At 71.6% G+C, this 14,640-nt stretch carries 12 protein-coding genes; 10 read left to right on the top strand and 2 right to left on the bottom strand.

The features are described from left to right. Positions 1 to 74: 74 nt before the first annotated feature. On the bottom strand, positions 75 to 2,228 hold the full coding sequence (locus tag D458_RS0102925) for a bifunctional metallophosphatase/5'-nucleotidase (RefSeq protein ID WP_017585229.1): 2,154 nt from the start codon (positions 2,226 to 2,228) through the stop codon (positions 75 to 77). Positions 2,229 to 2,610: 382 nt separating this feature from the next. Here D458_RS0102925 and D458_RS0102920 point away from each other — a divergent pair, with 382 nt between their 5' ends. Continuing rightward, entirely contained in the window at positions 2,611 to 3,102 is a 492-nt protein-coding gene (locus D458_RS0102920) for a hypothetical protein (RefSeq protein WP_017585228.1), read from the top strand. Here the strand turns inward: D458_RS0102920 and D458_RS0102915 are convergent. Continuing rightward, positions 3,087 to 4,178, bottom strand: coding sequence for a serine/threonine-protein kinase (locus tag D458_RS0102915; protein ID WP_017585227.1), 1,092 nt, complete (start codon positions 4,176 to 4,178; stop codon positions 3,087 to 3,089). The genes D458_RS0102920 and D458_RS0102915 overlap by 16 nt on opposite strands. Positions 4,179 to 4,337: 159 nt before the next feature. Between D458_RS0102915 and D458_RS0102910 the strand changes: the two genes are divergently transcribed. The 9 genes from D458_RS0102910 (at position 4,338) to D458_RS0102870 (ending at position 14,629) form a co-directional block, all read left to right on the top strand. Beyond that, complete coding sequence (locus D458_RS0102910) at positions 4,338 to 5,420, top strand: hypothetical protein (protein ID WP_017585226.1); 1,083 nt, start codon at positions 4,338 to 4,340, stop codon at positions 5,418 to 5,420. Continuing rightward, positions 5,417 to 6,283 carry a hypothetical protein gene (locus D458_RS32820; RefSeq protein WP_017585225.1) on the top strand — a complete coding sequence of 289 codons (867 nt, stop codon included), beginning with the start codon at positions 5,417 to 5,419 and terminating at the stop codon, positions 6,281 to 6,283. The genes D458_RS0102910 and D458_RS32820 overlap by 4 nt, the downstream gene beginning before the upstream one ends. A gap of 81 nt (positions 6,284 to 6,364) precedes the next feature. Beyond that, the gene (locus D458_RS0102900) at positions 6,365 to 6,778 is read left to right on the top strand and encodes an MmcQ/YjbR family DNA-binding protein (protein ID WP_017585224.1); all 414 of its coding nucleotides are present in this window, start codon (positions 6,365 to 6,367) and stop codon (positions 6,776 to 6,778) included. Positions 6,779 to 6,797: 19 nt separating this feature from the next. Further along, entirely contained in the window at positions 6,798 to 9,086 is a 2,289-nt protein-coding gene (gene recD2 / locus D458_RS0102895) for an SF1B family DNA helicase RecD2 (RefSeq protein WP_017585223.1), read from the top strand. A 296-nt stretch (positions 9,087 to 9,382) separates the two neighbouring features. After that, positions 9,383 to 9,811 (top strand): (deoxy)nucleoside triphosphate pyrophosphohydrolase, encoded by a 429-nt coding sequence (locus D458_RS0102890; protein ID WP_017585222.1) that lies wholly within the window; start codon positions 9,383 to 9,385, stop codon positions 9,809 to 9,811. A gap of 168 nt (positions 9,812 to 9,979) precedes the next feature. Further along, on the top strand, positions 9,980 to 11,872 hold the full coding sequence (gene typA, locus D458_RS0102885; protein WP_017585221.1) for a translational GTPase TypA: 1,893 nt from the start codon (positions 9,980 to 9,982) through the stop codon (positions 11,870 to 11,872). A 112-nt stretch (positions 11,873 to 11,984) separates the two neighbouring features. Continuing rightward, complete coding sequence (locus D458_RS0102880) at positions 11,985 to 12,650, top strand: DUF6758 family protein (RefSeq protein WP_051049558.1); 666 nt, start codon at positions 11,985 to 11,987, stop codon at positions 12,648 to 12,650. Between the two features lie 70 nt (positions 12,651 to 12,720). Then, positions 12,721 to 13,596, top strand: a complete 876-nt coding sequence (locus D458_RS0102875) for a PHP domain-containing protein (protein WP_017585219.1) — start codon at positions 12,721 to 12,723, stop codon at positions 13,594 to 13,596. A gap of 106 nt (positions 13,597 to 13,702) precedes the next feature. Further along, entirely contained in the window at positions 13,703 to 14,629 is a 927-nt protein-coding gene (locus D458_RS0102870) for an MBL fold metallo-hydrolase (protein ID WP_017585218.1), read from the top strand. Positions 14,630 to 14,640: the final 11 nt, after the last annotated feature.

The raw sequence follows: 14,640 nt of genomic DNA, 5'->3' as shown, positions 1-14,640 counted from the left end.
CAGGAAGGCCCGTGACCGGGGTGCCGGTCACGGGCCTGGGGCGTGTTCCGGGAGAACGCCCCCGGGGCGGCGGATCAGCCGTCGGTCTCCCCGGCGTCCGTGGCCGTCCGGCGCTTGCGGCTCAGGTAGAGAGCACTGCCGCCGGCGACCACGGCGACCAGGGCGGCGATGACCAGACCGGTCAGGGCGCTACCGGTCACCGGCAGGGACCCCTTGTCGTCCCTGCTGTCCTTGTCGTCGCCCTTGCCGTCCTTGCCGTCGGAGTCACCGGGCTTCCCGCCGCCGGGCCCGTCGGTGGGTCCGTCGGTGGGTCCGTCGGTGGGCCCGTCGGTCGGGGCCGGCGAACCGGGCGGGTCGGTGGGGGTGCCGCCGCCGTTGCCGGGGGGCGCGGTGGCCTCCTCGCCGACCACGATGCGGCCGGCACCGCCCTCGGGGTAGTCCGCGGCGGTGATCCGGCCCTCGAGGGTGCCGGTGACGAAGCGTTCCAGGGCGCCCTGGTAGGTCGAGCCCACCACGGTGAAGCCGGCGTCGCGGAACGGGTACGTGTCGCCGCCGCGGGCGGAGAAGTCGTTGGTCGCGATCGTGATGGCGTCACCGTCCACCACCTCGCCGTCCTCGACGATCACCGTGCCGTCGTGCAGGATCGCGTTGCGCACGCGCTCACCCGGGACGAGCACCTCGCCGCCCTCGTCGACCTCCTGGGCGGTGTTCTCCGGGTCGTACGCGAAGTTGACCCCGGCGACCTGCATGAATCGGCCGTCGGCCGTGGGCGCGGCGGAGACACCGTGCTCCAGGAGCTCCTTGACCTGCGAACGCGGGATCTCCGGGACCACCGCGACCTGGTTGGCGAACGGGGCGATCGAGTAGGTGTCGAGCGCGGTCACCGGACCGGCCGGGATCACCGAGGAGTTGCGGATGCCGCCGCCGTTCTGGATGCCGATCTGCGGTACGGGGACCCCGTACTCCTCGGCGTTGCGCGCGCCGGTGTCCAGCAGCGCGTCCGCCACCAGGCTGCCCAGGTTGGTCTCCTGGGTGCGCACACCCGGGTCCCGGGTGCCGTCCAGGGCGACCTCGCTCCGCGCCACCTCGGTGTCGGCGAGCTCGGCCACGTAGTCGGTGACCGGCTTGGTCACCTGGGCCTCGACCTCGGGGTGCGGCTCGACGGCGTCGTCGCCGGTGCCGGAGACCCGGACCGGTCCGGAACGCTCGCCGACGGAGGCGAGGTCGCCGTTCGCGTCGAAGTTCAGGACCAGGCGGCCGACGTACTTGTAGTCGGATCCGGCCGTCACGACGGGCACCTCGTCACCGTCGTCGTCGACCACCAGCAGCGGGTAGGACAGCGGCTCCCCGGTGCCCGGGTGGACGGTGACCTCGTCACCGGGGACCAGGGGGTCGCCCGGGCCGGCCATCACCTCGTGGCCGCCGCCGGAGACCACGGCGTCGACACCGCTCAGCTCCTGGGCGACCCGCTCCTCGTAGGTGATGTCCTGGAGGTGGGAGATGAGGATGATCTTGTCGACGTCCTCGCCGGTGAGCCGGTCGACCTCGGCCTGGACTGGGCCGACGACCTCGTCCACCACGACGTCGCGCGGGCTCGTGATGGTGGCCAGCGGCGGGAAGAGCGCGCCGACGATGCCGACCTTCTCGCCCCGGACCTCGGCGACGGTGCTCGGGGCGATCCGGCCCGCGTCCTCCAGCGCGGCCAGTCCGGCCTCGCCGGACACGTCCACGTTGGCGGCGACCACCGTGGTGCTCTCGGGCAGGCCGCCGACGAACTCGGCGTACAGGTCGGGGCCGAAGTCGAACTCGTGGTTGCCCATGGAGACCGCGTCGTACTCCGCGTAGGAGGCGGCGATCGCGTCGTAGAAGGGCGCGCCCTCCTCCTGGGAGGCGGCGAACTCCGGACCGGGGAGGTACATGTCGCCGGAGTTGACGGTGACCACCCCGCGGTCGGCGGCCTCGTCGGGCCCGATCCCGGTGCCGTCGTTCTCACTGTCGCGCAGCTGGTGGAGCAGCGTGGTGTAGCGCGCGGCCCCGCCGAAGTCCGGCTCGGCGGAGGCGTGCAGGAGAGCGGACTCGGGGTCGTTCCCGTGCAGGACCGTGAGGGTGAAGGCCGCCTCGCCCTCGGGGGTGTCCATGGGCGCGGACGCGCCGGCCGCCGGCGCGAAGGGCACCACCAGCGCGCTTGTCAGGAGCAGTGCGCCGGATGCGCGCACGAGTCTGGACATGTCTGCTGTGACTCCTTCGGGGGATCGTTCGGGGTCTTCGCCCTGGGGCGGTTGGGGGTCGGAGTTCGTTCACCCTAGACGGGGACGGGTGTTCGGGCACGGGCCTCGGGGTTACGATTTGCAGAATCTCCCGTGTGCACGCAGGTTTTCGTCGCCCGCGTGTCGCTCAGGGTCTCCAGGGGCGGATTTCGGTCGCCCTGTGTAACTTTTTTCGGACCGGGTTCTCGCGAACGGGTGCGCGGGCCCGCGCCGCCACGGCCGTGCGCCCCTACCATGGAGGGGACAGTCGGCTCGAACCCCTCGGAGGACGTCCGTGTTTCCCTCTGGCCAGGACCCGTACGACCCCGACGCGGGACAGGGCGGGGTTCCCTCACCGCGGGGAATGCCCGACTTCAACGCTCCCCACTACGAGGCGCTGCGCCCCGACGCGCCCATGCCCAAGCGGGTCTCCACGGTCCGCACGCTGATGTACATCGGCGGTGTCAGCGGGATCCTGCTCGCCCTGCTCTTCGTCATGGGCCTGGCCGCGCCGACCGACGCGATGAACGAGGCCCTGGACGAGCAGGCCGCGATCGCAGCCGAGCAGGGCGTCGCCCTGGCCATCGACGCCGACATGATGCGCTCGATGATGGCCTCCCTGGCCCTGGTGACCGGGCTGTACGGCGCACTGTCCGTCTTCATCGCCACCCGCCTGCGCAGCCGCACGGTGGGTGTCTTCTGGGGCACCATGCTGTTCCAGGGGGCGGCCGGCGGCATCCTGCTGTGGAGCCTGCTCTCCGGCGAGCTCCTCGCGATCGTGCCGCTCGGCTTCGCCGCCACGATGCTGGGCTTCATGTGGTCCAAGGAGAGCCGCGCCTACTACGGCCTGCTCTGATCCTCTCCCCCGGAGGCGCGGCCGAAGAGGCCGCCCTCCTTCGGGGGCAGGGGCGGCCGCACCGCCACCTTGGTCCACTGGCGCTCCAGCAGGCCGCGTACGGCCCGGGCCCCGGTGCCCTCCGGCGGCTCCGAGGGGGAGCGGACACCGCCCCGCGGCCCCTCCAGGGCCAGGAGGGCGGGGAGCAGCTCCCCGGAGTCGGGCCGGTCGTCGGGGTCCTTGCTCATCGCCGCCTCCACCAGCTCCTCCAGCCCCTTCGGCAGGTGCTGGAGGTCGGGCTCCTCGAACATGACCCGCCGGGCCATCTCCTTGGGCGCGGCCGTCCCGAACGGGTCGTGCGCCACCGAGGCGAAGGCGACCGTGGCGCCCCACAGGAACACGTCGGACCTCTGTGTGGTGGGCTGGCGCTGGTACTGCTCGGGGCTGATCCACCCCGGGGTGCCCAGCTTGTCGCGCTGCTGCGCGGGGCGCTCGTCGGGCAGGGCGTCCGGAGAGGGCAGCCTGAGGTCCCGGTAGGCCCGCCGCATCCGGCGCAGCCTGATCCACTTCGTGGGGTCGGGGTCCTCGACGGCGTGCGCGATTCCGAAGTCCAGCAGTTTCGGGCCCTGCCCGGACAGCACCACGTTGCTCGGTTTGAGGTCGCGGTGCACCACCCCCGCAGAGTGGATCCCCCGGAGGGCCTCGGCCACGCCCACCGCCACCCCGAGCAGCATGCCTCCGCGCATCCGGCCGAACCGCTCCACATGGTGGCGCAGGGTCGGGCCGGGCACGTACTCGGTGATCATCCACGGGAGTTCGGCGCCCACGTCCGCGCGTACGAACCGCGCCACCGAGGGGCTGTTGACCTTCGCGAGCAGGCGCGCCTCGTGCGCGAACCGATCCCGGAACCGTTGGTCGCCGGCCTGCTCCGGGTGCACCACCTTCACCGCCAGGTAGCCGTTCACCCCGGGCGAGTCGGCGGCGTAGACCGTGCCCATACCGCCCGACCCCACCCGGCCCCGCAGCCGGTGCCCCCCGATCTCGCCGGGGTCCCCCGGCTCCAGCGGGGCGAGTCTGCGTACACCGCGCGCCTTCATGGGCACTCCAACCGGCAGTGGGGGAGGGTCGTGCCGGATCTTATCCACAGACCTCCCGTTCACACCGTTCCCGCGTCCGCCGTTCTGTTTCCGAGACCCCGGAAAACGGACGTTAAGGGTGATATAAAGTCCCCGTTGGCAGCGGCTGTGAGGACCCCCATGAAGCTCACGCTCCCCTCCGGGGAGACCGTCCACCTGACCCCCGCGATGATCCGCTCTCTCGAACAGGCCACCCTGTTCCCCGGCAGCACGGACGCCTGGCGTCCCAGCCTGCTGACCGCCACGACCGAGGCCGACCTGATCCGCTGGGGCCTCGTCGCCCCCGAGACCACGGGCCTGCCGGTCCTCACCGCCCGGGGGATGCTGGTCCGGGATCGGCTCACGGCGTCGGAAGCCCCTGAGACCTCCGAAGAGCCAGCCGGTCCGGGACGCGCCACGATCGACCCGGCCCTGGGCCCCGAGTCCACCCGTCGGCTGGCCTCGGCCCTCAACGGACGCCGCCCCGACGGCCGTCCCGCCTGGGCGGTCGAACACCGCGAGGGCCCCGGGACCGCGGCCCTGGCGCTCTACACGGCCGCCTGGTGCCTCCTGCTGTGGGCGGTCGTCCCGAGCATGACGGTGCCGCTGGGGCTGGCCGTGGGCACGGTCTCGGTCGCGGCCGTGGGGACCGCCTCCCTGCTCGGCGAGCGCAGGCTCCGCAAGGAAGCGGAGGACGACCCCGAACGGCTCGTCACCGGCCTGGCCGACCACCACGTCACCGGTGACCGCCTGGACGCCCCCGCCGCGGACCTGCTCGGTCGCGCCCAGCGCTCCGTGGACGCCGTGCTCGGCTCACCCCTGCACGGTGAGGGACTCCTCCTGGACACGGCGCGCAACCGGGTGGTCCTCACCGACACGGAGTGGTCGCTGGCCCAGGACCTCCTGCGTCAGACCCGCACCCGTGAACGGATCGCCTCCGTGCCCGCCGAGGGCGCACGCAGCCGCGAGGCCGCCGACCGGGCCCGGAGGGCGCTGGCCGAGGACGTCGACCGCACCGCGGAGCGGGTCCGGGTCCTGGAACGGTACGCGGCCACCGTGCGCGCCGCCGAGATCGAGGAGAGGGAGCGCCGCACCGCCCGGGAACTGGAGGGCATCGCCGCGGAGACGGCCGGGCACGGACCGCCCGACGACGGTCTCGACGCCCTCGTGAGAGCCCAGGAGCTCGCCCTGCGCCTGGCCGCCGAAGGCGGGGGAGCCGCGTGAAGCTGGTTCTGGAGGGCGGGCACACCGTCGACCTGAGCCCCTGGCTGCTGCGCGCGGTTCGCGGGGCCTTCCCGCTCCCCGGCGGGCAGGGGCGGCTGGCCCCGTTCGTGCCGGACGGGACGGTCGGCGAGGTGCTCATCCGTGAAGGCGTGGCCGCCCACGACGGGAACGGCGACCTCGTGCTCACCGATCGGGGGAGGGAGGTCCACCGGCTGGCGACCGCGCCCGAGGACGGCGCGGAGAGCGGGGGCGGCCGGCTCACGTACTCGTCCGAGCTGGCCCCGGAGGAGCTGGCGGAGGCCCGCGCGGCCGAGCAGCAGCTGAGGTCGGGTGTGCGGGCGTTCCGGTGGGCAGACCCGCTGCCGACCTCCGTCCGGCTCGCGCTCCTGACCGCGATAACGCTGCTGGCGGCCGTTCCGCTCGTGATCGAATGGTATTTCGGGTGGTTCGGTGCGCAGATGATGGCCATGGTTCTGCTCGTCCTCGTGGGCGAGGCCGTGCTCCTGGGCAGGGTCGAGCGCTTCCGCCGGGCCAGAAGGGACCGCGCCCCCGGCGCGGTGCTGCGCAAGTACGCGAGGCGCTGCCTGGCCCCCGCGGCGCTCGATCCGGTCGCCCGCGGACTCCTGCTCAGGACTCAGCGGGCGGTCGACGCCTCCCCGGACCCGGCGGCGCTGCTCGGGCAGGAGTGGGAGCTGGCCCGTGAACTGGCGCGGCACAGCCTCCGCCGGGCGGAGATCGAGGCCCGGACCGACCCCGACGAGCGGGTTCTGGGCCTGGTCGACCTGCTGCCCGCGCTGGCCCGCACCGAGGCACGGGTCCGGGAACTGGAGGCGCTCGGGCGGGGGGAGCCGTCCACAGGTTGAAGGGCGGGGCTCCCGAAGGTCGGTGTCTTCTGGCACGCTCGAAGCCGGCACCGGTAGCGGTGACGCGGGCGGGGGAGAGGTATGACACCGGAACAGTTCATCGACGCGGCCCTGTGGTTTCCCGAGGCGGAGGAGAGCGAACCCTTCGGCCCGGGACCGCTGGTCTACAAGGTGGCGCGGCAGAAGATGTTCGCCCTGCTCACCGGGGGCGCGGAGGGGGAGTCCGCCACCGTGAACCTCAAGTGCGACCCCGAGCTCGCGCTGGAGCTGCGCGGGCAGTTCCCGGCCGTCACCCCCGGCTGGCACATGAACAAGCGGCACTGGAACTCGGTGCTGCTGGACGGCTCCGTGCCCGACGACGAGCTGGTGGAGATGCTCAGGCACTCCTACGTCCTGGTCGCCCGCAGCCTGCGCAGGGCGGACCGGGACCGGGTGCTGGCGGTCCTGGGGGAGGACACCCCGGAGCTCCCGGCCGAGACCGGCGCGGAGAGCTGAGAGAGGACGGCGGTACACCGTGCCCACCCCATCCGGCCCCTCGAAGCCCGACGCGCCCAAGGGTGCGGTGGTCCAGGGCGTCCTGGAACGGGTCACCTACGCCAACGAGGAGACCGGCTACACCGTCGCCAAGGTCGACACCGGGCGCGGCGGCAGCGACCTGCTCACGGTGGTCGGCTCCCTGCTGGGCGTCCAGCCGGGCGAGGCGCTGCGCCTGCGCGGCCGCTGGGGCTCACACCCCCAGTACGGCCGCCAGTTCCACGTGGACGACTACACCACCGTGTTGCCGGCCACGGTGCAGGGCATCCGCCGCTACCTCGGCTCCGGGCTGATCAAGGGCATCGGCCCCAAGATGGCCGAGCGGATCGTCGAGTACTTCGGCACCGACGCCCTGGAGGTCATCGAGGAGGAACCCGGGCGGCTCGTCGAGGTCCCCGGCCTGGGCCCCAAGCGCACCAAGCTCATCGCCGACGCCTGGGAGGAGCAGAAGGCCATCAAGGAGGTCATGGTCTTCCTCCAGGGCGTCCAGGTCACCACCTCGCTGGCGGTGCGCATCTACAAGCGGTACGGGGACGCCTCCGTCGAGGTGGTCCAGAAGGAGCCCTACCGGCTGGCCTCGGAGGTGTGGGGGATCGGCTTCAAGACCGCCGACACCATCGCCCAGGCGGTCGGCATCCCGCACGACAGCCCTCAGCGGGTCATGGCGGGTATCCAGTTCACCCTCTCGGAGTCCGGCAACGACGGTCACTGCTACCTGCCCGAGGAGCGGCTCATCTCGGCCGCCGTGAAGATCCTCCAGGTGGAGGCGGGCCTGGTCATCGAGTGCCTGGCCGAACTGGTCGCCGCCGAGGGGGTCGCCCGGGAGACCGTCCCGGGGCCCGAGGGGGAACTGGTCCGGGCGGTCTACCTGCTCCCCTTCCACCGCGCCGAACTGGGCCTGGCCGCGGGCCTGCGCTCCCTGCTGGAGACCCCCGAGGAGCGCATGCCCGCCTTCGCCGACGTCGACTGGCCCGCCGCCCTGGAGTGGCTCGACCGGCGCACCGGCTCCTCGCTCGCCGAGGCCCAGCAGCGGGCGGTCCGTGAGGCCCTGTCCCAGAAGGTGTGCGTGCTCACCGGCGGCCCCGGCTGCGGCAAGTCCTTCACGGTCGCCTCCATCGTCACCATGGCGATGGTCAAGGACGCGAAGATCATCCTGGCCGCCCCCACCGGTCGCGCGGCCAAGCGCCTCACCGAGCTCACCGGCTTCGAGGCCTCCACCGTGCACCGCCTCCTCGAACTCCGCCCGGGCGGCGAGGCCGCGCACGACCGGGACAACCCGCTCGACTGCGACCTCCTCGTGGTCGACGAGGCCTCCATGCTCGACCTGATCCTCGCCAACAAGCTGGTCAAGGCGGTCCCGCCCGGGGCGCACCTGCTGTTCGTCGGCGACGTCGACCAGCTGCCGTCCGTGGGGGCCGGGCAGGTCCTGCGCGACCTGCTGGACGAGGGCTCGCCCATCCCCAACGTGCGGCTGACCCACGTGTTCCGCCAGGCCCAGCAGTCCGGCGTGGTCACCAACGCGCACCGGGTCAACCAGGGGGAGCCGCTCCAGCTCCAGGGGCTGTCCGACTTCTTCCTCTTCCCCTGCGACGAGGCCGAGGACGCCGCCCGGATGACCGTGGACGTGGTCGCCCGGCGCATCCCCCGCCGCTTCGGGCTCGACCCGCGCCGCGACGTCCAGGTCCTCACCCCGATGAAGGGCGGCCCCGCCGGGGCTGCCAACCTCAACTCAGCGCTCCAGGAGGCGGTGACCCCGCCCGGCGACCAGATCCCCGAGCGCAGGTTCGGCGGCCGCGTCTTCCGGGTCGGGGACAAGGTCACCCAGATCCGCAACAACTACGACAAGGGTGAGAACGGGGTCTTCAACGGCACCCTCGGGGTGGTCACCGGCATCGACCAGGTGGCCCAGGAGGTGTCCGTGCGCACCGACGAGGACGAGGAGATCAGCTACGACTTCGCCGAACTCGACGAGCTCACCCACGCCTACGCCATCACCGTGCACCGCTCCCAGGGCAGCGAGTACCCCGCGGTGGTCGTCCCGGTCACCACATCGGCCTGGATGATGCTGCAGCGCAACCTGCTCTACACCGCGATCACCAGGGCGAAGAAGCTGGTCGTTCTGGTCGGCTCCCGCAGGGCCCTGGCCCAGGCGGTCCGCAACGCCACGTCGGGGCGCCGGCACACCGCCCTCGCCCACCGGTTGCGCCGACCCCTCGCGGAATCCCGCCCCGGACCCTCCGACGGCCCCCGCGCCGCAGGCCCCGCCTGATTGTTCCCAAGTGCACGGAGCGCCCGTTTCGGGACCCGGAAAGTGCGGGAACCTTCACCGATTCCACCCCACGGGACCTCACCTGTGCATAGGCTCTCGGTCAGTCACCTTGTTCTTCCTGGCGAGAATCTTCCAACGGGTGATTTCTGAGACCAACCCGGAAGCCGGCGCTCTTTCCACTCCCCCCGGAGAGCGGCGGCGCCCCGGGTGCCGGCCCGAACGGACCGGCACCCGGGGTTCACCCCACCGGTATCCGGGGTTCGTCCCCCCGGAATCTCCGCCTAGGCTGGGTTCTCGTGCGACAGACTCTGATCGTGGTGGGCGCCGCCATCATCCGGGACGGACACGTCCTCGCCGCCCAGCGCGCCGAACCCCGGGCCGTGCGCGGCCGGTGGGAGTTCCCCGGCGGCAAGACCGAACCGGGGGAGACCTCCGCCGACGCGCTCGTCCGCGAGTGCCGGGAGGAACTGGGCGTGACCGTTCGGCCCCTCGAACAGATCGGGGACGACGTCCCCCTGCCCGAGGTCGCCGCCCGGCTCGTCCGACCGGTCGTACTGCGCCTGCTGAGGGCCGAGCTCGTGTCCGGCCGGCCCCGCGCCCTGGAACACCTGGCGGTCCGTTGGGTCACCCCCGACAACCTGCGGGAACTGGACTGGCTGCCGGCCGACGTCCCTTTTCTGGGAGCGCTCGAACCCTTGCTCAGAACGCACGAGAGTCCCGCCTGAGGCGGGTTTCGGGAAACACGGGGAGCCCTGTTCACAGCGCCTTCGGGGTGACGAAACTAACCGGGGTGACCTGTACGTTTCCCAACCAGACCACTATGACCGCATAAACTGGCAACGGGCCGTGGCACTCTGCGGTCTCTACCCAGTACAGGAGATCGAGACTTAAGCATGTCCAGCGCTACGCCCGTCGAGGGCTCCGCACGCCGCAGTGACCTGCGCAACGTCGCCATCGTGGCTCACGTCGACCACGGCAAGACGACCCTCGTTGACGCCATGCTCTGGCAGTCCGGTGTCTTCCGAGAGAACCAGGACGTCAACGACCGTGTGATGGACTCCAACGACCTGGAGCGCGAGAAGGGCATCACCATTCTCGCGAAGAACACGGCGGTGCACTACACCACGCCCGAGGGCGAGGACGTGGTCATCAACATCATCGACACCCCCGGCCACGCCGACTTCGGCGGTGAGGTCGAGCGCGGCCTGTCGATGGTCGACGGTGTCGTCCTGCTCGTCGACGCCAGCGAGGGCCCGCTCCCGCAGACCCGCTTCGTGCTCCGCAAGGCCCTCCAGGCCAAGCTCCCCGTCATCCTCGTCATCAACAAGGTCGACCGGCCCGACAGCCGGATCGCCGAGGTCGTGGACGACACCTACGAGCTGTTCATGGACCTGGACGCCGACGAGTCGCAGATCGAGTTCCCGATCGTCTACACGTGCGCCCGTGACGGCAAGGCCTCCCTGGAGCGCCCCGCCAACGGCACCGTGCCCGAGAACGACAACCTCGTTCCGCTGTTCAGCACGATCCTGGACACCATCCCGGCCCCGGTGTACACCCCGGGCGCGTCGCTCCAGGCCCACGTCACCAACCTCGACGCCTCCCCGTTCCTCGGCCGTCTGGCCCTGGTCCGGGTCCAGGAGGGCGAGCTCCGCAAGGGCCAGCAGGTCGCGTGGATCCGTACCGACGGCAGCATCCAGCAGGTCAAGATCACCGAGCTGCTCATGACCGAGGGCCTGGAGCGCAAGCCCGCGGAGAAGGCCGGCCCCGGTGACATCGCGGCCATCGCCGGTATCGAGGACATCATGATCGGCGAGACCCTCGCCGACCCCGAGAACCCGGTCGCTCTGCCGCTCATCAAGGTGGACGAGCCCGCCATCTCCATGACCATCGGCACCAACAACTCGCCGCTGGTCGGCAAGGTGAAGGGCTCCAAGGTCACGGCCCGCCTGGTCAAGGACCGCCTGGAGAAGGAGCTCGTCGGCAACGTCTCCCTGCGCGTGCTGCCCACCGAGCGCCCCGACACCTGGGAGGTCCAGGGCCGCGGTGAGCTCGCGCTGGCCATCCTGGTCGAGCAGATGCGCCGCGAGGGCTACGAGCTGACCGTCGGCAAGCCGCAGGTGGTCACCCGCATCGTCGACGGCAAGGTGCACGAGCCGGTCGAGCGCCTCACCGTGGACGCCCCCGAGGAGTACATGGGTGCCATCACCCAGCTGCTCAGCGTCCGCAAGGGCCGCATGGAGAACATGGTCAACCACGGCACCGGCTGGGTGCGCATGGACTGGCTGGTGCCCTCCCGCGGACTCATCGGCTTCCGTACCGAGTTCCTCACCGAGACCCGCGGCACCGGTATCGCCAACCACGTGTTCGAGAAGTTCGAGCCCTGGTTCGGTGACATCCGCTCGCGTCCGAACGGCTCCCTGGTCGCCGACCGCGCCGGTGTGGCCGTCGCGTTCGCGATGTTCAACCTCCAGGAGCGCGGCACGCTGTTCGTCGAGCCGACCACCGAGGTGTACGAGGGCATGATCGTCGGCGAGAACTCGCGCGCCGACGACATGGACGTCAACATCACCAAGGAGAAGAAGCTCACCAACATGCGTTCGGCCACCGGCGACGAGCTCGTCCGCCTGGTGCCGCCGCGCAAGCTCTCCCTCGAGCAGGCCCTGGAGTTCTGCCGCGAGGACGAGTGCGTCGAGGTGACCCCCGAGAACGTGCGCATCCGCAAGGTCATCCTGGACCAGAAGGAGCGCGGCCGGATCACCGCGAACAAGAAGCGCCAGTCGCAGTAGGACATCCGGACGGGGCCGCGCGGCCCTGACGGACCCGTGAGTGGGCGGGGTGCCATCGCACCCCGCCCATTCTGCGTTTTCGCCGAATGCCTCTCGGGTAGACCCGTAGAACATGAAATCCGAGCCCTCGTGTCCACGTTGCGGGCGCGCGGCCCAGCCCCCGGGGCTGTGGACCAGCGCGTGGCAGTGTGACGCCCACGGACCGGTAGCGCCCCTTCAGGGGGTACGCGCCCCGAGTACGGCCACGCTCGACACCGTCCTGCCGCAGGCCGAGGTCCCGGTGTGGATACCGTGGCCGCTGCCGACGGGGTGGGTGGTCACCGGCTTCTCCGAGGTCGGGGACGAACGCAGCGGAACCCTGGCCGTGGCCGTGGCCCTGTCCGGGCCGAACCCCCTCGGCGGTGTCGGCGAGGCCGTCATCGTCGCGGAGGACCCGGGCATCGGACTCGGCGCGCGCATCGCCGGGCTGGAGGGCCCCGACCCCGGCAACGGGTTCGACTCCGGCCCGCCCGACGCCAAGGTGCGGTTCGACGGGCACGAGATGGCCCTGTGGAACCTGGACGTCGGCAAGGACAGGGCTGCCTACGCCGGTGAGGCGCTCGCCCACTGGCTGTGGCTGGTCTTCGCCTCCCCGGACACCGGCATGCTGATGTGCGAGATCAACTCCCTGCGGGACCTGCGCGACCTGCGTGACGGCGGCGTCGCCCTGGAACCCCCGTTCGGAGCACCCAGCCCTTTCCTGAACCAGGTCCTGGCGCCCCGGGACGAAGAGGACTGAACCGGCCCCGCCCGGTCCGCCCCGCCACCCGGTCTGCACGGGAGCGCCTTCACCTGCGTACAATCGCCCGGTGACACGTATCGACCTGCACTCCCACAGCTCGGTCTCCGACGGGACCGACGCCCCAGCCGAGGTCATCGCGTACGCGGTCGCCGCCGGACTCGACGTACTCGCCCTGACCGACCACGACACGGTCGGCGGGATCGAGGAGGCCTCCAGACAGCTGCCGTCCGGTTTCACCCTGGTCCCCGGGATGGAGCTGTCCTGTGCGTACGAGGGGTCCAGCGTCCACCTGGTCTCCTACCTGTTCGATCCGGCCTCCCCGGGACTGGACGCCGAACTCCGCAGGGTCCGCTCCGACCGCGCCTCCCGGGCCGAGGAGATGGTCCGCAAGCTCCAGGACCACGGCGTGGGCGTGACCTGGGAACGGGTCCTGGAGATCGCCGGTGCGGGGGTGGACGAGTACGCCGACGCCAACACCATCGGCCGGCCCCACCTGGCCCGGGCCGTGGTGGAGGCGGGGGCCGCCAAGGACGTCCAGGACGCCTTCGACAGGTGGATCGGCTCCGGCGGCCCCGCCTACGTGTCGCGGTACGCGATCGACCCGGTCCGCGCCGTGGAGCTGGTCCGTGCCGCGGGCGGGGTCTGCTCACTGGCGCACCCCGCACGCTCCGAGGGCGCCACCAACGGCGCCGTCCCCGTGGAGCTGGCGGAGCGGATGGTCGCGGCCGGCCTGGGCGGTATCGAGGCCGACCACCCGTCGCACAACCGGCCGCAGAGGAAGTTCTGGCGCGGGACCGCCGCCGACCTGGGCGTGGTGGTGACCGGCTCCAGCGACGACCACGGGGCCCTGACCGGGCACCGGCTGGGGTGCCGGACGACCGCTCCGGAGGCCTTCGAGGAGCTCGTCGCCCCGGCGACGGGGGCGCCCCTGCTGAAGGGGTGAGGGAGCGACGGACCCCCGGTGTTCGGTACGGTACGGACCACTGCGCGGGGACGCGAGAATAGTCGCAACGTTTTACTACCCATACCTGGACGAAAGGTCTGACGCCGTGTTCTGGAAGCGGAAGTCGAAGAAGCAGGACGGCCAGGAGGCCACCGATTCCGCTGCGGAGGTCGCGGAGGACACCACGGAGGAGACCGAGGACGACGCGGTCGCCTCCGAGGACACCGCCGAGGGCGAGGAGACCGCCGAGGACAAGGCCACCGGGGCCGAGGCGGAGTCCGGGAAGGACGAGGACTCCGACGGCGTCACCGAGGCCGATGAGGCCGATGAGGCCGAGACCCGGAAGGCGGCCAAGGCCGAGGTCGAGGACGAGGCCGACGAGGCCGAGGAGGTCGGTGTCACCGGCCCCGACTCCGACGGCATCATCCGCGTCCGCACCGCCGGGACCTTCGAGTTCGACGGCGAGAAGTTCGACGTCATCAACAACACCTGGATCATCGAGGCCGACAAGGACGGCGTCGTGATCATCGACCCCGCCCACGACGCCGAGGCGATCATGGAGGCCGTCGGCGACCGCGAGGTCTACCTGGTGGCCTGCACCAACGCCTACAGCACGCACATCGGCGCGGCCCTGGCCATCGCCCAGGAGACCGAGGCGGACATCGCCCTGCACCCCCGCGAGATGCGGGCCTGGCGCCGCATCCACGGAGCGGAGCACCGCCCCGAGATCGACGTGGAGGGCGAGGGCGCCCTGGACATCGGTGATCTGCACATCGACGTCCTGGCGCTGCCCGGCACCACCAGCGGAACCGTCGGTTTCTACGTGAGCCAGCTCGGCGCCGTGTTCAGCGGCGACACCCTCCGCAAGGGCGAGCCCGGCATGGTCGGCAACACCTACATCGACTACACGACGCAGCTCGCCTCCATCGGCGAGAACCTGCTGTCGCTGCCGCCGGACACCCGGATCTTCCCGGACCGCGGCCCGTCCACCTCGGTGGAGGCCGAAGGCCGCAACTTCGACTCCTGGGTCTGACCCCGAGCCGT

The sequence above is a fragment of the Nocardiopsis ganjiahuensis DSM 45031 genome, assembly GCF_000341085.1.
GTDB lineage: Bacteria > Actinomycetota > Actinomycetes > Streptosporangiales > Streptosporangiaceae > Nocardiopsis > Nocardiopsis ganjiahuensis.
The sequence above is the reverse complement of the archived record's forward strand: the minus strand, read 5'-3'. Positions and strand labels throughout refer to the sequence as shown.